Source organism: Niastella sp., assembly GCF_045805085.1.
Classification (GTDB): domain Bacteria; phylum Bacteroidota; class Bacteroidia; order Chitinophagales; family Chitinophagaceae; genus Niastella.
The window spans coordinates 1-20983 of record NZ_JBJMLX010000305.1; the positions used below are offsets into that span (position 1 = coordinate 1).

General features: G+C 43.2%; 24 protein-coding genes. 10 read left to right on the forward strand and 14 right to left on the reverse strand.

Annotated elements, in window-relative coordinates; genetic code table 11:
* From ACJ751_RS15630 to mtgA, 5 genes are all read left to right on the forward strand, one after another.
* A partial coding sequence (locus ACJ751_RS15630) for a T9SS type A sorting domain-containing protein (protein WP_407746434.1) occupies positions 1-223 on the forward strand: 223 nt, incomplete at its 5' end.
* A 166-nt stretch (positions 224-389) separates the two neighbouring features.
* A complete protein-coding gene (locus tag ACJ751_RS15635; RefSeq protein ID WP_407746435.1) occupies positions 390-1916 on the forward strand; it encodes a GH3 auxin-responsive promoter family protein in 1527 nt (508 codons plus the stop codon).
* 94 nt (positions 1917-2010) lie between these two features.
* Entirely contained in the window at positions 2011-2649 is a 639-nt protein-coding gene (locus ACJ751_RS15640; protein WP_407746436.1) for a LysE family translocator, read from the forward strand.
* Between the two features lie 79 nt (positions 2650-2728).
* Positions 2729-3304: a hypothetical protein gene (locus tag ACJ751_RS15645; protein WP_407746437.1), complete on the forward strand. Its 576-nt coding sequence runs from the start codon at positions 2729-2731 to the stop codon at positions 3302-3304.
* Between the two features lie 79 nt (positions 3305-3383).
* Entirely contained in the window at positions 3384-4088 is a 705-nt protein-coding gene (mtgA, locus tag ACJ751_RS15650; RefSeq protein WP_407746438.1) for a monofunctional biosynthetic peptidoglycan transglycosylase, read from the forward strand.
* On the opposite strand, the gene ACJ751_RS15655 is transcribed toward mtgA, so the two are convergent.
* The 3 genes from ACJ751_RS15655 to pnuC form a co-directional block, all read right to left on the reverse strand.
* Positions 4089-5708 carry an ArnT family glycosyltransferase gene (locus ACJ751_RS15655; protein ID WP_407746439.1) on the reverse strand — a complete coding sequence of 540 codons (1620 nt, stop codon included), beginning with the start codon at positions 5706-5708 and terminating at the stop codon, positions 4089-4091.
* A gap of 87 nt (positions 5709-5795) precedes the next feature.
* The gene (locus ACJ751_RS15660) at positions 5796-6323 is read right to left on the reverse strand and encodes an AAA family ATPase (protein WP_407746440.1); all 528 of its coding nucleotides are present in this window, start codon (positions 6321-6323) and stop codon (positions 5796-5798) included.
* Positions 6320-6961 (reverse strand): nicotinamide riboside transporter PnuC, encoded by a 642-nt coding sequence (gene pnuC / locus ACJ751_RS15665; RefSeq protein WP_407746441.1) that lies wholly within the window; start codon positions 6959-6961, stop codon positions 6320-6322. Before pnuC ends, ACJ751_RS15660 begins: the two co-directional genes overlap by 4 nt.
* 110 nt (positions 6962-7071) lie before the next feature.
* Between pnuC and ACJ751_RS15670 the strand changes: the two genes are divergently transcribed.
* Positions 7072-7872, forward strand: a complete 801-nt coding sequence (locus ACJ751_RS15670) for an SDR family NAD(P)-dependent oxidoreductase (protein WP_407746442.1) — start codon at positions 7072-7074, stop codon at positions 7870-7872.
* 5 nt (positions 7873-7877) lie between these two features.
* Here the strand turns inward: ACJ751_RS15670 and ACJ751_RS15675 are convergent, their stop codons facing one another.
* The 5 genes from ACJ751_RS15675 to ACJ751_RS15695 all read right to left on the reverse strand — a co-directional run bounded on the left by ACJ751_RS15675 (position 7878) and on the right by ACJ751_RS15695 (position 11403).
* Positions 7878-8402 carry an SRPBCC family protein gene (locus tag ACJ751_RS15675; RefSeq protein ID WP_407746443.1) on the reverse strand — a complete coding sequence of 175 codons (525 nt, stop codon included), beginning with the start codon at positions 8400-8402 and terminating at the stop codon, positions 7878-7880.
* A 76-nt stretch (positions 8403-8478) separates the two neighbouring features.
* Positions 8479-9312: a hypothetical protein gene (locus ACJ751_RS15680; protein WP_407746444.1), complete on the reverse strand. Its 834-nt coding sequence runs from the start codon at positions 9310-9312 to the stop codon at positions 8479-8481.
* Between the two features lie 77 nt (positions 9313-9389).
* Positions 9390-9995 carry a hypothetical protein gene (locus ACJ751_RS15685; RefSeq protein ID WP_407746445.1) on the reverse strand — a complete coding sequence of 202 codons (606 nt, stop codon included), beginning with the start codon at positions 9993-9995 and terminating at the stop codon, positions 9390-9392.
* Positions 9996-10296: 301 nt separating this feature from the next.
* A complete protein-coding gene (locus ACJ751_RS15690) occupies positions 10297-10893 on the reverse strand; it encodes a NifU family protein (protein WP_014222441.1) in 597 nt (198 codons plus the stop codon).
* A 117-nt stretch (positions 10894-11010) separates the two neighbouring features.
* The gene (locus ACJ751_RS15695) at positions 11011-11403 is read right to left on the reverse strand and encodes a MerC domain-containing protein (protein ID WP_407746446.1); all 393 of its coding nucleotides are present in this window, start codon (positions 11401-11403) and stop codon (positions 11011-11013) included.
* A gap of 126 nt (positions 11404-11529) precedes the next feature.
* Between ACJ751_RS15695 and ACJ751_RS15700 the strand changes: the two genes are divergently transcribed.
* Both ACJ751_RS15700 and ACJ751_RS15705 read left to right on the forward strand, forming a co-directional pair.
* The gene (locus ACJ751_RS15700; protein WP_407746447.1) at positions 11530-12180 is read left to right on the forward strand and encodes an SCO family protein; all 651 of its coding nucleotides are present in this window, start codon (positions 11530-11532) and stop codon (positions 12178-12180) included.
* A 27-nt stretch (positions 12181-12207) separates the two neighbouring features.
* Complete coding sequence (locus ACJ751_RS15705; RefSeq protein WP_407746448.1) at positions 12208-12624, forward strand: Fur family transcriptional regulator; 417 nt, start codon at positions 12208-12210, stop codon at positions 12622-12624.
* Positions 12625-13070: 446 nt separating this feature from the next.
* Here the strand turns inward: ACJ751_RS15705 and ACJ751_RS15710 are convergent, their stop codons facing one another.
* Together ACJ751_RS15710 and ACJ751_RS15715 are read right to left on the reverse strand one after the other, a co-directional pair.
* Positions 13071-14801 (reverse strand): M3 family oligoendopeptidase, encoded by a 1731-nt coding sequence (locus ACJ751_RS15710; protein ID WP_407746449.1) that lies wholly within the window; start codon positions 14799-14801, stop codon positions 13071-13073.
* Between the two features lie 87 nt (positions 14802-14888).
* Positions 14889-15572, reverse strand: coding sequence for a DUF5606 domain-containing protein (locus ACJ751_RS15715; RefSeq protein WP_407746450.1), 684 nt, complete (start codon positions 15570-15572; stop codon positions 14889-14891).
* 237 nt (positions 15573-15809) lie between these two features.
* On the opposite strand from ACJ751_RS15715, the gene ACJ751_RS15720 reads away from it, so the two are divergent.
* Positions 15810-16232 carry a hypothetical protein gene (locus tag ACJ751_RS15720; protein WP_407746451.1) on the forward strand — a complete coding sequence of 141 codons (423 nt, stop codon included), beginning with the start codon at positions 15810-15812 and terminating at the stop codon, positions 16230-16232.
* Positions 16233-16518: 286 nt separating this feature from the next.
* On the opposite strand, the gene ACJ751_RS15725 is transcribed toward ACJ751_RS15720, so the two are convergent.
* The gene (locus tag ACJ751_RS15725) at positions 16519-17283 is read right to left on the reverse strand and encodes a LytR/AlgR family response regulator transcription factor (RefSeq protein WP_407746452.1); all 765 of its coding nucleotides are present in this window, start codon (positions 17281-17283) and stop codon (positions 16519-16521) included.
* Position 17284: 1 nt separating this feature from the next.
* The gene (locus ACJ751_RS15730) at positions 17285-18301 is read right to left on the reverse strand and encodes a sensor histidine kinase (protein ID WP_407746453.1); all 1017 of its coding nucleotides are present in this window, start codon (positions 18299-18301) and stop codon (positions 17285-17287) included.
* A gap of 162 nt (positions 18302-18463) precedes the next feature.
* On the opposite strand from ACJ751_RS15730, the gene ACJ751_RS15735 reads away from it, so the two are divergent.
* Positions 18464-18898 (forward strand): DUF1761 domain-containing protein, encoded by a 435-nt coding sequence (locus tag ACJ751_RS15735; protein ID WP_407746454.1) that lies wholly within the window; start codon positions 18464-18466, stop codon positions 18896-18898.
* A gap of 81 nt (positions 18899-18979) precedes the next feature.
* Here the strand turns inward: ACJ751_RS15735 and ACJ751_RS15740 are convergent, their stop codons facing one another.
* Complete coding sequence (locus tag ACJ751_RS15740; protein WP_407746455.1) at positions 18980-19552, reverse strand: DUF1579 domain-containing protein; 573 nt, start codon at positions 19550-19552, stop codon at positions 18980-18982.
* A 145-nt stretch (positions 19553-19697) separates the two neighbouring features.
* Complete coding sequence (locus ACJ751_RS15745; RefSeq protein WP_407746456.1) at positions 19698-20792, reverse strand: amidohydrolase family protein; 1095 nt, start codon at positions 20790-20792, stop codon at positions 19698-19700.
* Positions 20793-20983 lie beyond the last annotated feature (191 nt).

Consider the following 20983-nt stretch of genomic DNA (forward strand, 5'->3'; position numbering starts at 1 on the left):
CACCAGCGGCAAACTGGTTATTACCGGCATAAACAATTCAAATAATGCCGTTATAACCATTTTAGACCAGTCTGGCAGAACCATTCAGGAAATAAGATCGGCGTCCTATGAAGCTTCCGGTCGCATAGACCTGGATGTTTCCGCCTTACAAAACGGGGTATATTTTGTCAAAATTCAAACACTTACACAAACGATCACTAAAAAGATCGTTGTAAGTAAATAATTCAACCTGTTTACACCAAAAAAACACAATTTTCAAAAACTCGCCCTAACAGGCGGGTTTTTTTCTTTTTACCCATGCAGCGAACCGTAATCTTTGCAAAATGTGCAATATATCAGGTTAAAAACCTTTAATTTTGATTATGCCCGACCAAACGGGCTGCTAATTAATGGCCCTAATTGATATCTCTTTACCCCGGTCGGTTGCCCGAGCGTTGCGATTACCTGCTAAAAGTCCCAGACGGCAGCAGATCAGGGTGTTAAAGAAATTGCTGAAGAAAGCCCGGTTTACTGAATTCGGTCAAAAATACCGGTTCGATGAGATCCTGTTGAGTAAACACGCCGGGAAGAAATTCCAGCAACTGGTCCCTACCTATGATTACAATAAAATTTATGCAGAATGCTGGCATAAAACGCTCGAGGGAAAAAGTGACATTTGCTGGCCCGGGAAGATCAAATATTTTGCCCTCAGCTCCGGAACCTCCGAGGCTGCCAGTAAATATATACCCATCACCAATGATCTGATGCGCGGTAACCGCATCGTTATGATCAAGCAACTACTTTCCTTACGCACCTATCACGATATTCCGGTAAAAAGCATTGGCAAAGGCTGGTTAATGCTGGGCGGTAGTACCGACCTGCAAAAAGGCCCTGGTTATTATGCCGGCGACCTCAGCGGCATTACGGCTAAAAAAGTGCCCTTCTGGTTTAGCCCGTTCTACAAACCCGGAAAAAAGATAGCCCGCACCAAGGACTGGAACAGTAAAATTGAAGCTATTGTCGAGGAAGCTCCCAACTGGGATATTGGCTTTGTAGTGGGCGTTCCGGCCTGGATACAAATGTGTATGGAAAAGATCATCGAGCGATACCAGCTCAATTCCATCCACGACATGTGGCCAAACCTGGCTTTCTTTGTTCATGGCGGCGTTTCCTTTGAACCTTATAAAAAAGGATTTAATAAACTGGTGGCCCGGCCGCTTACGTTTATTGAAACCTACCTGGCTTCGGAAGGCTTTATCGCCTACCAGGACCGACAGGATTCGCCGGGGATGAAACTGGCCCTGAATGATCATATCTTTTTTGAATTTGTGCCTTTTAACGGGGATAACTTCGATGCCGATGGCAACCTGGTTGAAAACCCCGAGGCATTAATGATACACCAGGTAGAAGAAGGCAAGGACTATGCGATCCTGCTGAGCACCACAGCCGGCGCATGGCGCTATTTAATTGGCGACACTGTTCGGTTTGTTGATAAAGATCGTTGTGAAATAATCATTACAGGTCGTACCAAACACTTCCTGAGTCTTGTGGGCGAACACCTGAGTGTTGACAATATGAATAAAGCCATTAAGCTGGCCAGTGAGGAAATGAATGTAGACATTCCTGAATACACGGTGGCCGGTATACCGCATGGCTTGTTCTTTGCCCATCAATGGTGGATTGCCTGCGACGATGCAGTTGATACGGAATTGTTGCGTCAGAAAATAGATAATTGTCTGAAGGACATCAACGATGATTATGCGGTGGAAAGGAACAGCGCGTTGAAGGATGTTTACCTGAACGTATTACCCGTTTCAAAATTCATGGAGTTTATGCACCTGAAAGGAAAGATCGGCGGCCAGCATAAATTTCCACGTGTTATGAAGGGTAAGATGTTTGAGGACTGGCAAAAGTTTATTGAAACCGGCGCCCTTTAACAACCCTATATTTCAATACGTTCGGAATCCCCGATATGTTTTCCTACCTTGCGTATACGTATATTAAAATTGGAATATCTATAAGGACGTAAGCATGTGGCAAGCCATTATAAGTGGGTTAACGCTGGGTTGTATTCTTGCTCTCTCTGTAGGGCCCGTCATATTTACTATTATAAAGCAAAGTATTAACAACGGTCATACCGGTGGGTTAAGTTTTGTTGCGGGGGTATGGTTGAGTGATATCCTCCTGGTAGTAATAAGCAATGTTTTCTCAGCTCTTGTAGCCACTTTGCTGGAAGAATACGGCAATGTGATCGGGTATTTGGGAAGCGTTTTCCTGGTAGGTGTGGGCGTCTATTATTTGTTCTTTAAAAAAGTGACCCTTCGTACAGATGCTGAAGGCAATGCCATCAAGTTTCGCAAGCGGGATATATTCAAGATCATGTCGAGCGGCTTTTTTTTGAATACGCTCAACCCCAGTGTATTTTTCTTTTGGCTGGGAACCGCATCTGCCTTTTCAAAATATAACCTCAGTCAGCGGCTACTGATCTTCTCTGTTTGCGTGGCCTTAAATATCGCCGCTGATATCTTAAAAGTAATGCTGGCCGGGAAACTTCGTAACAAACTTACATTGCATAACATCTCCATAATAAACAAGATCTCGGGTATTATCCTGGGCTGTTTTGGTATAGCCCTTTTTATTACTTCTTATTTCAAGATCATGAACCATTAACCGGGTTGTACGTTCTTATTGCAGCCTTTAACAAATCATTAGTGAAATAACAAAAAGGCCCTGTGTAACTTGGTACCGCATGAAGCAAACCCTATTTTTCATATTACTGGTATCCATAGCAGAAGCATCCTTATCCCAACCGGCTGATTTTATTGTTTTAAGAAAGCGTAACAACCGCACCTTAAAGACTTATTATCCCGGGGCGTTTATTTCAGCCACTACATATAATGGTTTTTCCATAAACGGTTTTATTAAAGCGATCAGGAACGACTCGGTGATCATATTGCAACAGCAGCGCCAATTGGTAGGAACCGAATTTGGTACTGCGGTGGATACGGTTTCTTACACAATGGGTGTGGATTATCATGAGATAAAAGCTTTTCATTATACCAGCCAATATACATGGGGTCGCAAAAGAGGTTTTGCTGAAGTGACCATTCCTAAACTGATGAAATTGGGCGGAATTGGGTTTTTAGTGCTTGAGCTGGTGAATACCGCTTACAGAAAAGAATCTATCTCAAAAGATAACAAACTGGTGCCCCTGGGCATTGCTGCCGGTGTGGCCGCAACAGGATTTGCCATCACCTATTTTCAAAACAAAGCCGATAAGGCCGGGGGAAAATATAAGGTGGTTTATGTGAAAAATTCCAAATAGGAAAATATAGTCCCTCCATACAACGTTAAGTGAACAGCAATCAAAATTGTATCTTGCAAGCCAAAGCAGTTCCGAACTCATGTCAACTAAAGTGAAAGAAAAAGCCCGTAAAATTTGGCGTTTTATAAAATGGACTTTCCTCTTTCTATTCATATTCCAGTTATTCTATATTCTCCTCTTAAAGTGGGTTGACCCGCCATTTACTCTTACTCAATTGGGTAGCTTATTTAGTGGTTATGGGCTGAAGCGCGATTATGTTCCCATGAAGGATGTTTCATCATATGCCCGCCTGTCGTTTATTGCTGCTGAAGACCAGTTATTCCCCGATCACAACGGGTTCGACTGGAAGAGCATTAACAAGGCAATGGAATACAACAAGAGAAAGCCCAACCGAATAAAAGGCGCTTCCACCATTAGCCAGCAGGTTGCTAAAAATGTTTTCCTGTGGCAGGGCCGCAGCTGGTTTCGCAAGGGCATGGAAGTGTATTTCACCTTTATGATCGAATTGTTATGGGGCAAGAACCGCATTATGGAAATGTACCTCAACGTTTCGGAAATGGGGCCTGGTATTTTTGGGATAGAGGCTGCTGCGCAGAATTATTTTAAGAAGCCTGCCAAAAGGCTTACCCGTCAGGAAGCTGCCATGATTGCCTCCTGTATGCCCAACCCAAAGAAGTTTACCGTTAAGCCATTGTCGCGATATGTGGCTAACCGTTATCCCTGGGTAATGCGTCAAATGGTGTTTCTGCAAAATGACCCCGATATTCAAAAAATACTGCAATAGTTATAGCATAGTCAGCTCAAACTCGGTACTGTTAATGGTGGGAAAACCCGGGATAACCGAGCCAATGCACAGGCGCGCAGTATAGGCTCCTTTTAATATGTTCCAGGGAATGGTAACAGTCAGCGAAAGTTTATTACCGGTTAATTGTTTAACGGTAATGCCGGTATTGATAAAGTCATGCACATCTCCATTAACATATAACACCAGCCAGATGGGAGTTCCGCTATAAACAGGTTGTTGAAAAAGTGCCTGATAGTTTTTAGGAATAGTAACGTTTGTATTTATTTGAATAGATCGTTGCTTCAGACAGGTACACCTGATTGTTGAAAACAACACCCGCGAAAACGAATAATACCCTTCCTGCACACCATCTTGTGGAAAACGCCACCCATGCAGTTGAAAACGCCGTTGATAGCCTTCGTTGTTATCCGGCACATCCATATAAACCGTTTTCCCGATCAGCGAATCTTCAATGGGCCACATATTAAAATTATTGCGGCGATAGTCTGGCGAGTTCAGGGAGAAAGCCAGTGTACCTGTATAGAACCAGTATTTGGCTGCACGCTGATAGGTATTTACGAATACCACCGGTAAATTCCCTGCCTGCCGGCGCATCTCGGTTGTCCATTTACGGTTACCGTGAAACTCGTTTTGTTTTATTGACAAAACAGCCGGGAACCAGGACATAAGGTATAGCCGGCCCGCTAATACAATCAACAGGGTGATAGGGATACTTCTATATACCCATTTTTGTAATTGATAATGCTGAACCAGGTACCGGTGGCTTAAAACCATTAACGGAATGAATGCAGCAACTGTCCAATTGGCTTCTACCCTTCCTTTGTAAGTGCTTATTAAGAATGCGATGTATATTCCAATGAGCGAATATTTCATGGCGCGTTCCACTGCCAACACAGGCCGGTACATAAATGCGGCCCATAACAACAGCCAGCCTATTACTGGGCCGGCAAATGCTATTTGCCCCAGGATGTATTCAGTGGTGAATGAAAATTTGTAACCCGAGGCATTTCTTTCAAATAAATGAAACTGTATTGAAGGAAAATTATGTTTGTACTGCCAATACATATGCGGCGCAAACAGAACCAGGCAAACAGCCCCGGCCACCCAGGTATATTTGTTTTTGAATAATTTCAAATTTGATAACAGCACCAATCCAATTATCAGTACACCATGATACTTGCTGTATAACAGACACGCCATGACAATGCCTGTTAACAGGGAATTTGTAAGATTGGTTTTTTGTAGAAAACGCTGGTACAGCCAAAAAAACAGTACTGTAAAAAATAAGAGTGGGATGTCGGGCGCTGCCAGTATGCCGCCAATTTGTGCAACAGCTATAGACAGCACTACGGCATAAAACAACCGGTCATCTTTTTTACAGGTTAGTTGTTGAACAAAAAATATAGTAGCAGTATTGAGAAGTAAGATGAAAAAGCGTACACCCAACTCATTATGAAAAATGGCATAGCCTGCTTTTATTAACACAGCGATCATTGGAGGATGATCGAAGTAACCCCAATCCATAAAGCGGGAGTACACCCAGTAATAGGCTTCGTCATCGAACAGTTCTGTGGTAGCAGCCTGAATAATACTAATCAAAACCCACCCTACATAAAACAACAGTCGATGATGTTTTTGCAGTACGTGTCGCATAACTACTACAACAGCACAATTATAAAAAGAGTTTTATGGTGCAAATAAATCGTTAACGGCTTTGATAGCTTTTTGGAACCGCTCATCATAATTCCCCGAGATCTCTACCCAGGGAACCGATTGGTTAAGCATAATGTTCCTGTATATATTGTATAAATCCTTGCGTGGGCCGGGATTGGGGTATTCACGTAATACATCATAAGCCCAGGGCAGGTCTATATTGCATAAAAGGTATAAATCATATTTCCTTTTTGTAATTTGATCAAGAGTCCACTGATGACACTTTCCAAATACAAACTCACCCCATACTTTCATTACATACTGATCTGTGTCAATAAACAGCAGTGATGCATCCTTCGCTTTCCCGATATAGCTCTCTTCTAATGCTACCTGACCCTTTGCAATAGTGAGCAGGTCATCGAAGGTGTAGTTCATACCATTTACCGTGAGGTATTCCCGGGCGTATTCCGGCACCCAACTGGTTTTATAATAATCAGCCAACTGCTCGCACAGGGTGCTTTTGCCTGTTGATTCAGGACCTATAACTACTACCTTTTTCATGCTTGTATATTAGCTTGCAATTTTCGGGCTCGTTTCATCCATTCCAGTAATCCAAAAACCGCCATTATAAACAGGATAAAGTAAAATACGCTGGTGAATACATATTGTTTAACAAAGTATAATGGTATAGAGGCAATGTTGGTCACTATCCACCAGAACCAGCTTTCCACTTTCTTTTTGGCCATCAGCCACATGCCGGTGAAAGCGGTGGAGGAAGCAAAGGCGTCTGCCCAGGGAATGGTAGCTGCATAGAAAGCATTCTTTAACCAGGTCAATGCACTGAAGATGGCGATATAGAAGAACGCGCAGAATAGCAATTGCTGCACCCATTCCCGTCTGGTTGAGAATTGTACGGTTACCACGTAATGTTCCTCTTTGTCTTTTTTCACCCACAGCACCCACCCATAGATGCTCATGATGGTATAATACAGGTTTACGCTTGCTTCGCCGAAAAGGTGGCCATCAATACTCAGGAATATATAAATTATGGTGCTTATCAGGCCTACAGGGTACACCCAAATGTTCTCAATTCTCGAGAACCATACACTTGCAATACCAGCAAAAACTGCAATATATTCAGGCAATGTGGTGTTGCGCATACCTTCCACAAATTGCTTTATGATTTCATCGTACGTCATGTAATAAAAAATGCAAGATAGCTTTATTGAGAATATAATTACAGGCGCCAATTTCTTCATTTTCAATATCAAACCGGTTTCCGATATTTGGCCCATAAATTACACACCCATTGAGTTATTTTACTAATAAGACCGTATGGATCACCGGCGCCTCATCTGGAATTGGCGAAGCGCTTACCTATGAACTGGTAAAACAGGGCGCCAGAGTTATTGTTTCGGCCCGCCGCTCAGCCGAATTGAAACGTGTGCAGCAGGCGGCTGGTTCATCCAATGTATATGTGCTTCCGCTCGACCTGGAAGCGCCCGCTACCTTTCCCGCCAAAGTACAAGAAGCCATCGGCGCCTTTGCTCAAATAGATGTAATGATCCATAATGGGGGCATTAGTAACCGCGGTACTGCAAAAGACACGTTGCCAGCCGTGCAGCGTAAGGTAATGGAGATAGATTATTTCAGCTATATAGAACTAACCAGGTTGTTATTGCCACATATGCTGCAGCGTAAATCGGGTCATATAGTGGCCGTCAGCAGTGTGATGGGCAAAATAGGAACGCCCATGCGTTCGGCGTATGCGGCGGCCAAACATGCCCTGCATGGCTTTTTCGATTGTCTGCGGGCCGAGGTTTGGCAGGACAATATAAAAGTTACCCTGATTATGCCGGGTTATATCCGCACCGAGGTTTCTATGAATGCGGTTACTGCTTCGGGCGAGAAATTAAACCAGCTGAGTAAAAATATTGGCGGAGGCTTTCCGGCCGATAAAACGGCGCAGCAGATATTGAAGGCGATACAAAAGGGGAGATATGAAAAGTTTGTTGGCAAGCCTTTCTCCCAGGAATGGATGGCTATTCATTTGATGCGATTGTTCCCAACCCTGGCCATCAATATATTTAAAAAGGCAGTGCCGCACTAAGGCGCTTATTTTTCGCAAAGCTTTTTCAGGTTCCTGAGGCCTTCACTAAACTGGCGGTCGAGGTTTTTGTGAAACATATATCCCTTTAAACGACCCATTGGGTATGGTAATGCGCCAAAATTCTGCCAGGTTACTTTTGTTTCATCACTGCCCCAGTCTTCAAAAAGCCAGTTGTCGCGGGCGATGGTTCTTACGGGGCTTATAAATTCGAGATCAAAATTAAGATGGTGTTCGTCAATATCGCGCAGGGTGAGGCTGCCTGTACCGCGTTTGCTTCCCTTCCAGGAATATTTATGGCCGGGTCTTTTTGATAACCCGGTGATGTCGCTTTTGCTTTTGTCGCCTTTTTGTTGCCAGGGGTTCCAAAGAATATAATTATGGAAGTCGGCCACTTTATCCATAACGTAGGCACATGGTTTTTTAATGATGGCTGATTTCTCTATAAAATAGCCATCTGGTAAAAAAAGGGCGATGATCAGCAGGAGCACTATCACCACCACTAGTATGCCCAAAATATACAGAATGGTCATAAACCTGCTGTTTTACTGAATTTACTGCATTCCTTCAAGACAGCCAAGCCGGTTTATTAAATTAAATGGCCAGTGTTTAAAAGTCGAACCGGACGGCTGCTGTAGTATAAAAGAGATTATCAGCTTTTTGCGAAGAAGATCCGTTGGCGGCGATTACATTTTGGGGTATTACAAAAGCCGGTGTAACGATGATATTCATTTTGCCATAGCCATAAATTACAGGACAGGAAAGCTCATACGACATTAAACTGAAACGGCTGCTGTTTTGGGTAACCGCCTGGCTGCCTACCGGTATAAACAGCAGACGCTTTTCCTGCAACCACTTTTTTGAAAAACGCTGCGTGCCAAAATAGCTGTAAGCAGACGGTGTAATAACCAAAACACCTTTTTTGCTAACCGGATCAATACGGAAGGCGTGATTCACCCCCGCATAAGCGCCAAAATCGGTTTGATTGCTGAATTTTACATCGGCGCCACCGTTAACAGAAAGCACTTTGTTGCTATTAGAGAGGTTAATGCCGGCCTGCTCTTTAACTACTGATTGCACCAGATTGACATCGGCTGTATAAAAAAAGCGCGACCCGAATATATTTCCTTTCCAGTTTTCTTTCTTGTTTTTGAATTTATAGCCAGCCTCAAGAGTAGTAGCTGCATAGGTAGTGGCCATTGCGTTGTTGATGAAAATAATGTTCGTAAACAAGTACAGGCCATTGTGTAATGTAATACCTGCAAAGGGATAAATAGCCTGATTTTTCAGGCTGTCTGTGCGACCATAATAATTCAGGTTTGAATTAAATCCCACCCCTGTTGTAAAAGTTACTTTCTTTTCGGACGGTACAGAATCGGCTTGCTGTGCCTGTATCAGAAAGCAAATAAAAACCAATGGAAAAAGAGTAATTACTTTTTTCATAAAATACTATATGCATGCAGGTAATAAGAACCTTCCCGGTTTATGCCGGGAAGATTTGTCAGAATTGCTGAGGGATATTATTGTTTGCCGGCTTTTACGGCTGTAGAACTATTGACTTCGGTTGAAGAAGATGCTGAGGCATTGGGGACTGCTCCGGTGGTTGATGACTTAACCTTACCGGCTGCCTGATGTGTTGTGGCAATGGCAGTTCCTTTTGTTTGTTGCGCTTTTTCCGACGCTGCACCACTAACCTGTTCAGTTGCCTGGTTGTTTCCGTTGCCATTTACATGTACTCCATGATTAGCCGATACGTCAACAGTATTATTACTGGAAGCACTCGTTGCCTGTGAGTTTGTATTGCCCTGAACCGAGGCGCCGGCATCTGCATTAACGCTGGTATTATGGGCTGCGCTTGCAGCCTGGCCACTGGTGTTTGAGATGCCTGTTTTAACTGAAGAAGCGGTATTGGCTGTAACAGATCTGGTTGTACTTACAGTTTTTTGAGAAACGCCTTGTACATGTGAATGGGTTGACTGAACAGCAGAACCGGCACCACTGGTATTTACACTAGTGGCAGAATGCAATGTGGTTGAAGTGGTGGCCCCAAGACCTAATTGTGCTTTTGATGCTGTAGTGATAAGGGTTGCTGCTGTTGTAGCGATAAACAGGATGTGTACTTTCATAAATCTTGATTTTAATTAATTAAATAGTTGTTTTATGGTTAAGACATAAATTGCCCTTACCAACGCATTGCATAAAAAAATGCAACGCGTTAATACAAATCAGTGTCATTAAATTTTTAGCTGTTCAGGTAAGGGAGGCCAAGGGATGGTGCTTTATGCCTTATATAGACCTGTTCAATAGATAAGGGTTTAATTGTGAAACCTGATGTTCCTGTATACACATAAAAAGACCTTCCCTTTTGGGGAAGGTTTAAACGCCTGATAAAAAACTTTAATTTAAGTAGGTGTTGATTTTAATATTTTATTCTGCTTCTGCCACTACTTCTTTCACCTCGGGGATCATCCGCTTCATCATTCCTTCAATACCTGCCTTCAAAGTGATCATTGATGAAGGGCAACCACTGCATGAGCCTTGCAGCATCAGGTTAACTATGCCATCGTTATAGCTTTTAAACTGAATAGCGCCACCATCCATTTCAACGGCTGGTTTTACATAATTTTCCAATAATTCTTTAATGCGTTTTACCACATCGTCATCATCAGCAGCTACTACATTGGTGCTTTCCTGTTTAACGGTAGCTATTTCATCTTCATTGATCACCACTTTTCCTTCTTCCAGGTATTCTTTTAAAAACTGGCGAATGGTTGGAATTACATCATTCCAATCAGTTTCAACAGTTTTTGTAAGCGTAACAAAGTTGCTGGCTATAAACACGGCCCTGATAAAGGGAAAACCGAACAATTCTGTAGCCAGAGGGGAAGGTTTGGCATTTTCCAAATCCGGAAAATCAATGCTTTTACCTGGATACAATAATTTGTTGGCCACAAATTTCATTGTTTCCGGATTAGGCGTCATTTCTGTATAAATACTAATGACAGGGCTTCCTGTTTTGATCATGATACTTCCTCTTTTAATAAGTTGAATACAAAAATAACAAATGCCTGCTGCAAATGTTTCTTATTTTAAAAATCTTTGGTACCGGTAGAAAGGTAATATGCAGGCTGGGAAGGATATTTAGTGATCGCAATCCTCTTCATGGGCATGATTATGTACCCGGCAGGCCCTGAAGTTTATTAAATGGGCGGTTACGATCAGCAGAACAGCAAAAGGCAGGATCCATAATTGATATTGATGCCATATTTGCTTGGCAATCAAGCCGGTAAAACCAATGGAGAAGACAATAATAGGCAGGGTGCTGTGGTGATGTTTTTTGTAACCATGACGCAGGGAGTAAACCCCAACGGCAAAAGCCAGGAAGATCATGAAATACTCAAACGCCACATTTTCAATGATATTTATGCCTAAAACAGGCAAACTGGTTAAAAGCAGGGGTAAAATTGCGCAGTGGATTGCGCAGGCAAGAGAAGCCGCCACACCCATCGCATCCCAGTTTACTCTAAAATTCATGGCCCGAAGATAAGAAGTAAATCACTTCGCATGCAACTTTGTTGCAAAAAGTTTCGTTATAAAATAAATCTATTGGTGTCGGAAGGTGTAAACGTACCTTTGTTGCCTGAAAAACCATTTTAAGTTATGCGCCGGAAAATGATCTTTTATATTGGCTTTTTTGTGGTATTGGTAATTGCCTTTTATGTGGCTTTAACCCAGGTAATACCGGGTTTTGGCGAGGTGAAGCTGCCGATCGTAAACAGGGTTCAACCCTTTAGTTTTACCAACCAGGACGGGCAAACCGTAACCCAGCAGAGTGTGGAAGGCAAGGTATACGTGGCTGAATACTTTTTTACCACCTGTCCCAGCATTTGCCCCATGCTCAACACCAATATGAAGAAGATCTATGAAACCTATAAAGATGAGCCGGGTTTCATGATCCTGTCGCACACCGTTGACCCTGATAAGGATAACGTATCCCGGTTAAAATGGTATGCCGACTCTATGAAGGTGAATACCAAACAATGGGAGTTTTTAACCGGCAGAAAAGACAGCCTGTACCAAACGGCCCGTAACAGCTACCTGCTCGATGATCCCCAGAACAACCTGCAGAACATTAATGAGCAGTTTTTGCATACCCAGTTTTTTGCCCTGGTTGACAGAAGCGGAAAGGTTCGCAAAATTTATGATGGCCTGAAAAAAGATGAAATCGAAGAATTGAAGAAAGACATAAAAAGATTGCTGAAAGAACACAACCCCGGCGATCGTTTTTCAAATAATATGTTTGGCAGCTAAGACTACTTGTGTTTAATGATTTTACAAATGGAAGCGCAGATTGACGAAATACTTAAGAAAAATCAGTTGAGTGTAACCGGTAGCCGCAAAAGGATCCTGGAGTTGTTCCTGATGAGCAACGGAGCCCTGGCGCATGGCGATATTGAAAAAAAGACCGGGGAAAAATTCGACCGGGTGACGGTATATCGTACCCTGCAAACATTTCTGGAAAAAGGCATTATTCACTCCATTCCTACCTCCGATAATTCGGTGCTGTACGCATTGTGTAAAGATGACTGCTCCGAAGGCCACCACCACGATAACCATGTACATTTCATTTGCAACAAGTGCGGTAAAACCATTTGCCTGGCCGATGTACATGTTCCTCAGGTAAAATTACCAGGCGGGTTCCTGCCCCAGGAATACCAGATGGTGGTAACCGGTTTGTGTGGCGAGTGTCGTTAGCAACACGAGTGTGCGGTAAAAAACTTGATCATAATCATCTGTATTTCTTCTCCGGTTACGCAGCAGCGGTGTATTTACCGGGTATTTCGGTGTACTATAACCGGTTCTATAGGCTGTCTTCTAAATTATTAGTTATATAGATTAAAGGCACATTAAAAACGCTTCTTCATTTACGAATTATTAAAGCTATATCAATTTTGCCTGAACAAATGAAAGCCGCCAGCGTAATGAATTTGCGGAGATGACAGGCATTAATAAAAACATTAGATATATAAAAACAGAAAGCCCCGATGTAGAAACACCGGGACTTTTGGTTAAGGCTCTGATTAGTAGCTATTTTATGATGTAGGTAGCAAAAACTACCAGATCAAATTATTTTAGTGTTACAAATATAACAGAATGCATTAATATTTTGCATACCATGAACTGGGTATTTTTTTTTTAGGTTATGGATGAACGTTTAGTTTGTCCATTTCTTCCTTAACAAATTGCATCAACTGTTTTATATAGTCGGGCGAAAAGTTAAATACCAGTCCTGCAGCGCTGTATAATTCAGGCAATGTTTTAGTGCCACCCAATTGTAAAGACGACATATAGTTGTTAAGTGCCGCCTCCTTATTTTTCCTGAACTGCATCCACAGGCCAATGGCGCCTAATTGGGCAATGCCGTATTCGATGTAATATAAAGGCACTTCAAACAAATGCAGCTGCCGTTGCCAGGCATAGGTGCGGTATTCGGACAAACCTTCCCAGTCAATTACATCGCTCGAAAACTCATTCAGAATTTCCTTCCACTTTTTGGCTCTTTCCTCAACCGTATGATTGGGGTTTTCGTATACCCAGTGTTGGAACTTGTCGATGGTGGCAATCCAGGGGAAGATGGTGATCACTCTTTCCAGCTGGTGTTCTTTGGCCCGTATCAGGTCTTCTTCTTTATTAAAGAATACATCCCAGGAATCCATGCTGAACAGTTCCATCGACATACTCGCCACTTCGGCTATCTCCATGGGATACTCCTTAAATGAAGTTAACTCCAATGGATGCGCGAGGAAGGAATGTACCGCATGACCGCCTTCGTGCACCATGGTGGTAACATCACTCATTTGACCAGCCGCGTTCATAAAAATAAAAGGAGCGCCTGTTTCTGCCAGCGGACAATTATACCCACCAGGTGCTTTACCCTTGCGGCTGTCCAGGTCGAGGCGTTTCATTTCGCCCATTTTACGCAAACAGTCAGCAAAGAAAGGGTGTACCTGGTCAAAGCATTTTATACTTTTCTCCAGCAACTCGCTGGCGTTGCTAAAGGGGTTTAGTGGCGTAACTCCTTCTGGTTCGGCCTCAGAATCCCAGGGGCGTAACGTGGGGAGGTTCAGTTTTTTCTTTTTCCGTTCATTGATCACATTTACCAGTGGCAGAATGTGTTGTTTTACCGCTTCATGAAATTGAAAGCAATCTTCTTTGGTATAATCAAAACGGCCCAGTTCTTTGAATTTATAATCGCGGTAATTATCAAACCCGGCGTTTTTAGCAACCTGGTGTCTTTTCTGGACCAATTGCGTGTACAGCTCATTGAGTGCATCCTTATCCTGTAAGCGCCGTTCGTTGATCTTGCGGTAAACCGATTCGCGCAAATTGCGGTCGTGGCTTTCCAGGAATTTGGCGGCCTGTTGCAAAGTGTATTCCTTACCGTTTACCTCAATGGTCATTTTACCGGCGATGGTGCCAAACTGTTGGGCCAGTACGGCCAGTTCAGATTGCAGGGGAATATTTTCTGCGCGGAACAGCTCAATGCTTTTGCGAACACTGCGCAGGTAGGTGAAATATTTTTTCTGGTCAAGCCCGGCTGTAAAGGGGCTTTCCACCAGTTTTTTGTTCAGCTTATCGGCATAAGGCTGAATTTTAGGTTGAATTTCAGTCACAAAGAAAACAAAGGCTTCTTCCAATGCCTTGTTCTCAGTATCGCAGGTCATTTTTATCTGGCGCCAGCAGGCATCTTCACTTACTACGGCTTCCAGCTCGCTCATGTCGTGCAGCCATTTTTCCAGATCGGCTTCAGTATTGATAGGTCTGTCGAGCAGGTTCTTGAAATAAGGCTCCAGGTTATCCCAGCTGGTCACTATAAAATCTTCAGGTAAGAAGTGCCGGGGCACCTTTTTAATATCGGCAGTATAATTCATTAGATCAGTGTTTTAAAATAAGAAAGCTACAAACTTCAGGTAATAAAACCAGAAGCCTGTAGCTTAAGTTTAGTAAAGTTGTTAAAATTACTTTTTGGCTTCTTTTTTAGGAGCTGCTTTCTTTTTAGGCGCTTCAGCATCACCTTCCTCATCTTCCTTTTTAGCCTTTGGAGCCGCTTTTTTCTTTGGAGCCGCTTCTTTTTTCTCATCCCCTTCGCCTTCCCCTTCTTCTTTTTTAGCTTTAGGGGCAGCTTTTTTCTTGGGCGCTGCTTCTTTCTTTTCTTCAGTTACATCTTCTTTAGCTGCCTTGGCTGCTTTTGGCTTTTCTTCTTTGGCAGGCGCTGCTTCGTCGCCATCGGCTGACCCCTCAGGTGCTTCTTCAGTAATTTCTCTTAGTTTGATCTCAATATTATTCGATTTCAGTACACTGAACCATTTTACCATCTTCTTCATATCGCTGGAGTATACACGGTCGAAGTCGAGGTCGGGATATACTTTCTCGAAATATTTTTTAACGGCAGAATTATCTTTTTCATCAGGTGCTTTTTCACCGCTTTGGTCCATGGCAGTGAAAATATCCACCAGATTCACGTTATCGCGAACTGTATATATTTCAATGCTTTCGAGATGAGAAAAATTATGTATTCTGCTCGAAACAAATTTTGTGCTTTGGTCATCCAGTGACTTTACGATTGCGCCATCTGATTTACTGCTTACCAATTCGAATAATCCTGGTAAACCCGTTACTGCGACAATTTTAGCGTATTCCATATCAATTCAAAATTTTTAAGGAGTTGCAAGATAATCTGATTTTGGCAAACGTTGTTCCAAAATAGTCTGAAAGATAAGGACCGGGCACTATCCGGACTGCTAACTCCGCATTTTTACCTCCTAAACCGCCCCTGAACTTTTTTTTGAATTTTATGCAATAATTTTTAGCAAAACGCAGGTTTTGGGCAAAAGCACCATCCAATATTCATACACTTTACTTAAACTAAATCTCATAGCATGAAAAAAGCGATCTTATTATTAGTTATTGCCATTTCCGGCGTATTGGCCGTACAGGCTCAGCAGGGGGGCGGTGGCGGTTTTCAGCGTCGTACTCCTGAAGAAAGGTTAAAAATGGTAAAAGAAAAGTTGACCGACCTGAACCTGGATAAAGACCAAACCACTAAAAGTGACAGTGCCTTTATGGATTATTTTAGAGCTCAGGATAAAATTTTTGAAGAAATGCGTGCCGGTGGCGGCGCCCCTGACCGGGATGCTATCCGCGAGAAAATGATGAAACTGGCCGGTGAGCGCGACGATAAATTGAAAAAGATCTATACCGACGAGCAGTTTAAGAAGTGGAAAGAAACGATAGAGCCTACTACCCGCCCTCAACGCGGCGGTGGCGGCGGTCGTAGTGGAAACGGCGGCGGCAACAACTAATGGCTTTGATGCACACGTTATAGGATGTACCCTGGTGGTTTACCATCAGGGTTTTTTATTGGGAAATGCTGAACGCCGTAAACCGGCAGTGTCGTGAAACGTAAAACGTGAAACGTGAAAAGGGCTCGCGACACTGGAACATTCCGCTCTATTTTCATTTTTCACTCAATTTATTTCTTGACCCCTTTGTCAACTCTATCAACCCTATTAACCTTATCAACCCATCACTGTTTACCTCAAAACCCCACTTTAACCCTCGTCAACTGATCAACCGGTCAAACTCTCCCTACTGCCCCATCCATTGTTTAAAGGCGGCCGCGTTTTCCTGGCTAATGATAATATCTTCTGTGACCAGGGGCGCTACCTCCAGCAACAACTTGCTTTTTGGATAGGCCTTTATGCGCTTGATGGCGCTCATATTTACCAGGTATTTACGGTTAACCCGGTAAAAAGCGGCCGGGTCAACCTGGGTTTCAATATCGGCCAGGGACTGATCCATAATAAATTTCTGCCCGCTGCTGTCAACCATACACACCAGCTTGTGGGTGGCATAAAAATAGGCGATCTCCTCCACCTTGATACTGATGTAATCGGTGCCCCGTTTTACCAGGAACCGCTTTTTAAACCCGCCTGTTTGCGCTTGCGTCGATTGGGTAACCGGCCAACTGGCCAGGGCTTTGTAACCGGTAAAATGCTGCTTTAACTTCAGGTATTTATTAAGGGCTGCTTCCAGCTTTTCGGGTTTTATTGGTTTCAGCAAATAATCAATGCTGTTATATTCAAAGGCTTCCTGCCAGTATTCGTCATAGGCCGTGGTAAAAATAACCGGGCACTCCACGTTCATTTCCTCAAAAATCTTAAAGGACAATCCATCGCTGAGCTCAATATCCATAAATATTAATTCAGGAGTGGGATGCTCCTGCAACCAGCTGATGGCCTCCTTAACACTGCCCAATACCACCTCAACATATACCTGTTGATTGCATAGCGCCAATAATGAGAGTAATTTTTCTGCTGCTGGCTTTTCATCTTCTATTATTACACAGTTCATATCAGGCAATTTTTAAAATTGGTAAGGAAACAGTAAAATCGCTGGCTGATTCTATTATACTGATCTCTTTACTGGTAGTTAATTTATAACGTTCGCCCAGGTTATGTAAACCAATACGCGAGGAAGCTTTTCGTAATATTTTTCTCCGAACCTGGTTGTGAATTATCAATTCGTCCTGCTGCATTTCAATAGTAATCACCAGGGGAATGGCATCGGAAAACTCATTGTGTTTGATGGCGTTTTCAACCAGTATCTGCAACGAGATGGGGGGTATAAGGTACAGATCGTGTGCAACCGGATCAATATGTATCTGCAATTGTACCGCCTGTTCAAACCGTATTTTCAACAAAGAAAAGTAATCGTTCAGAAATAACAATTCTTCATGAAGCAATACCAGCTCGCGGGCTTTGTTTTGAAGAATATACCGATATACATCTGCCAGGTTATCATTGAACTGTTTTGCCTTGGCGGCATCTTTTTCAATCAGGTGCGAAAGGGTGTTCAGCGAATTAAATATAAAATGCGGATCTATCTGGTTCTTGAGCGCTTCCAGCTCCGCTTCTGCGCGGGCCCTTTCCAGTTGTTCTTTCTTTAATTTTTCGCTTTCTGCCTCGCGTACTAAAAAAACAGTTTCATAAATATGGGTGATGAACAATACACAAACCATAACTACCAGGGTAGTGGTTTTTATTTGCTCCCAGTTCACCACACCTCTATTAAACAGGTTATACCAGATCACCATCAGCAGGGCCGTGATAGGAATGGTATAAAATGAAATGGCCAGCACCACCACCACTAACTTTCGAACCGGTTTATCGAACCAGTCGAAATAACTCCGCAGGGTGAACAACAAATAGCGGTTCCCCTCCCAAATAAGAAAAGAAATACCGATAGTGAATAGAAAGCTGAGTTTAAATTTCCAGTGGTTTAATGTCAGGTGGTTCAGCATACCTGAGACCAATGGAATGGCCACGCCAAATGCCGGGATAAGTATTACCCTGAACCCGGTATCATTCAATCGTTCAACGCCGGTTGTTTTTTTAATCGGCTTATTTTTGATATTGATCGCCTGCTTTTCCAGCCTGATTCCCTTTTAGTTGACTGCGTAAAAATTAGGAAATAGATTTGAAATTACCATAAACCAGTTAAGGCGAGCGATCAATTTCAAAACTAATTTCTTATGGCAATGAACGGAATAAACTGGTGGGCTGTGCTGGTGGCCGGTATTTCTGCCTTTGTAGTTGGCGGCGTCTGGTACTCGCCTGGTTTGTTTGGCAAGGCCTGGATGAAGGATAACCATTTTACTGAAGAACAAATAAGAAAGGGCGGTCACAAAGGAAAGATATTTGGCTTTACCATCATATTCTCATTGTTGATGTCCGTTAACCTGGCCATGTTCCTGGCAACGCCGGCCAACTGCCCAGCTAACTGTGCCGCCAAAGCTGATATTGCATGGGGGGCTACAGCTGGTTTCCTTGCTGGTCTCTGGACCTTTTGCGCCATTGCCATTCACAGTTTGTTTGAATTAAAACCCTGGCGGTTGATCTTTATAAATGGATTTTACAGTGTGGTAGCCCTTATCCTGATGGGCGCCATTATTGGCGCGTGGAGATAGCAAGTTATGCCTCAGGATAATATTAAAAAAGCACCGACAGTATGAACCGCCGGTGCTTTTTTTGACAATTAAGCCTGATAATTATTTGGCCCTGGTGAACAAGATCTCCATGGTCTTGAATTCCTGTCCATCCTGATCCATAAACATTTCCAGTTTTTGTGAGTTGTCATTCATTACCGTAAAGATCTGTTTTACATCCATGTCTTTGCCTGTACTGGGATCAACTGTTTTGCCCTTTAAAGTGGCGCTTTTTGAAGCATCGTCCCAGGTGCCTTCCATGTACATAATTCCGGTTCCCATATTATCTATCCAGGTACTGATAAGCATTTTACGGGCATTGTCATAAGCAAGTGTGCCCTGGCCTTCAAAGGGTTTACCCATCATGGTGCCACTATGTGTGCTTTGCTGATAGCGGCCACCCATAACCATTTTATTTACGCAGGTTGAGGTACTTTTCATAGGAGACGCACCGGGTTGCATCCACATGGTTACATCCTCTTTCCATTTTCCATCCCATTTGGCAATCATTTTATGTACATCACCAGGCGTCATATAATTTGTCCATGCTTTCATCTGGTCCTGGGTTTGCGCACGGGCAGTAAAACTGTTAATTACAAGCAGTACGGCCAAAGCCGTAATGGTGAGCTTTTTCATGCTGTTAGTTTTTATTAAAATTACTATATCAAAAAAAGTACCAATGCGAAAACTGATAAATATCAATTAATCCCTGACGAAGCCGTTAGCCGGCCCGATGAAAAAGGCACGGGGCATACTATACGAAGAATGGAAAGCAATGTGTTTAATCTACAGGAAACGCTGTCTTATCGATATTGGGAATAATGCGCAAAGCATTTTTGTAATACACTTTTTTCAGAATAGGATCTGGTAAACCCATGCCATACATAGCCCAGAAAGCATGGTATTTTTTGTGGTAGGGGAAGTATTCATCTTCTGTTTCCAATACCCTGAAATAGGTGGTGTATTCTTCAGGCACCCAGCTGTCTTTTCCAAATAAGATCCGGTCCTGGTATTTCTCGAAGAACTGACGGGCCATGCGTGGCTGGCGGCCCAGTTCGGCAATCACTGCGCCAAATTCCACTACTACATTTGGCATTGCATCTAACAACTGACCCAGCTTGCCCAGGTTATTGGCATACCAGCCAAAATGGGCGGCAATGAAAGTGGTTTTAGGATGTTTTTTAAACATCCGGTGTTGTTCTTCAATCAGCACTTCCCAGGGCGCAGGATCATCGTTCCCTCTTTTGCGGCCGGGATGTGAAGCGATCTCGAGCCAGCGTTCATTGTGCTCATCTTCAGGGTCCCAAAAGGGTTTGGGGTCGGCTGTATGTATCAACACCGGTATTTTTAATTCCCCGCATTTCTCCCAAATAGCATCGAGCCGTGGATCATCAACTGCTACACGTTTGCCGGTATTGTCTTTTACCGAAAGGCCCAGGTTTTTAAAAATCTTCAGGCCATTGGCGCCATATTTTACGTCTTCTTCCAGTTGTTTAACGGCTTTTTCCGTCCAGCCGGGTTCGCCAATACCGCCAAAACTGATATTGGCAAAAACAATAAACCGTTTGGGGCTGGTTGAACGAATATTGTCGAGTTTGTTTTGAAGGCTGTTGCCATTATCGCCGCTGAGGTTCACCATTACAGCCATATTCAGTTTATCCATATCCTTTGCCAGCTCCCTAAGCGTTGACGGGGACATGTTATCCTGGTGATTATGTACATCTATAAACGGATAGCGGGCGTGGGTTAATTTATGCTCAGGCACCACCAGGGTTGAAGTGGGGGTGTATTTTTCAAAATCCATGTGCGTTGAAGTTTGTGCACAGGCAGCATGGAGTATTATTAAAGAACCGGCAAGGAGATACAGCTTCCGCATACAAAGAATTTATACCAATATTAGGTGCATTTGGTAAGAATCAAAAACCGGCAGTGTAAAAGGCAGAACGCAGAACGCAGAAGGCAGAAGGCAGAAGGCAGAAGGCAGAAGGCAGAAGGCAGAAGGCAGAAGGCAGAAGGCAGAAGGCAGAAGGCAGAAGGCAGAAGGCAGAAGGCAGAAGGCAGAAGGCA

Excerpts from the sequence above, each read along its gene's own strand:
- ACJ751_RS15635 (WP_407746435.1), top strand. The coding sequence starts at position 390 with ATGGCCCTAATTGATATCTCTTTACCCCGGTCGGTTGCCCGAGCGTTG.
- ACJ751_RS15640 (WP_407746436.1), top strand. The coding sequence starts at position 2,011 with ATGTGGCAAGCCATTATAAGTGGGTTAACGCTGGGTTGTATTCTTGCT.
- ACJ751_RS15645 (WP_407746437.1), top strand. The coding sequence starts at position 2,729 with ATGAAGCAAACCCTATTTTTCATATTACTGGTATCCATAGCAGAAGCA.
- mtgA (WP_407746438.1), top strand. The coding sequence starts at position 3,384 with ATGTCAACTAAAGTGAAAGAAAAAGCCCGTAAAATTTGGCGTTTTATA.
- ACJ751_RS15660 (WP_407746440.1), bottom strand. The coding sequence starts at position 6,323 with ATGAAAAAGGTAGTAGTTATAGGTCCTGAATCAACAGGCAAAAGCACC.
- pnuC (WP_407746441.1), bottom strand. The coding sequence starts at position 6,961 with ATGACGTACGATGAAATCATAAAGCAATTTGTGGAAGGTATGCGCAAC.
- ACJ751_RS15675 (WP_407746443.1), bottom strand. The coding sequence starts at position 8,402 with ATGACCATTCTGTATATTTTGGGCATACTAGTGGTGGTGATAGTGCTC.
- ACJ751_RS15680 (WP_407746444.1), bottom strand. The coding sequence starts at position 9,312 with ATGAAAAAAGTAATTACTCTTTTTCCATTGGTTTTTATTTGCTTTCTG.
- ACJ751_RS15685 (WP_407746445.1), bottom strand. The coding sequence starts at position 9,995 with ATGAAAGTACACATCCTGTTTATCGCTACAACAGCAGCAACCCTTATC.
- ACJ751_RS15690 (WP_014222441.1), bottom strand. The coding sequence starts at position 10,893 with ATGATCAAAACAGGAAGCCCTGTCATTAGTATTTATACAGAAATGACG.
- ACJ751_RS15695 (WP_407746446.1), bottom strand. The coding sequence starts at position 11,403 with ATGAATTTTAGAGTAAACTGGGATGCGATGGGTGTGGCGGCTTCTCTT.
- ACJ751_RS15700 (WP_407746447.1), top strand. The coding sequence starts at position 11,530 with ATGCGCCGGAAAATGATCTTTTATATTGGCTTTTTTGTGGTATTGGTA.
- ACJ751_RS15705 (WP_407746448.1), top strand. The coding sequence starts at position 12,208 with ATGGAAGCGCAGATTGACGAAATACTTAAGAAAAATCAGTTGAGTGTA.
- ACJ751_RS15710 (WP_407746449.1), bottom strand. The coding sequence starts at position 14,801 with ATGAATTATACTGCCGATATTAAAAAGGTGCCCCGGCACTTCTTACCT.
- ACJ751_RS15715 (WP_407746450.1), bottom strand. The coding sequence starts at position 15,572 with ATGGAATACGCTAAAATTGTCGCAGTAACGGGTTTACCAGGATTATTC.
- ACJ751_RS15720 (WP_407746451.1), top strand. The coding sequence starts at position 15,810 with ATGAAAAAAGCGATCTTATTATTAGTTATTGCCATTTCCGGCGTATTG.
- ACJ751_RS15725 (WP_407746452.1), bottom strand. The coding sequence starts at position 17,283 with ATGAACTGTGTAATAATAGAAGATGAAAAGCCAGCAGCAGAAAAATTA.
- ACJ751_RS15735 (WP_407746454.1), top strand. The coding sequence starts at position 18,464 with ATGGCAATGAACGGAATAAACTGGTGGGCTGTGCTGGTGGCCGGTATT.
- ACJ751_RS15740 (WP_407746455.1), bottom strand. The coding sequence starts at position 19,552 with ATGAAAAAGCTCACCATTACGGCTTTGGCCGTACTGCTTGTAATTAAC.
- ACJ751_RS15745 (WP_407746456.1), bottom strand. The coding sequence starts at position 20,792 with ATGCGGAAGCTGTATCTCCTTGCCGGTTCTTTAATAATACTCCATGCT.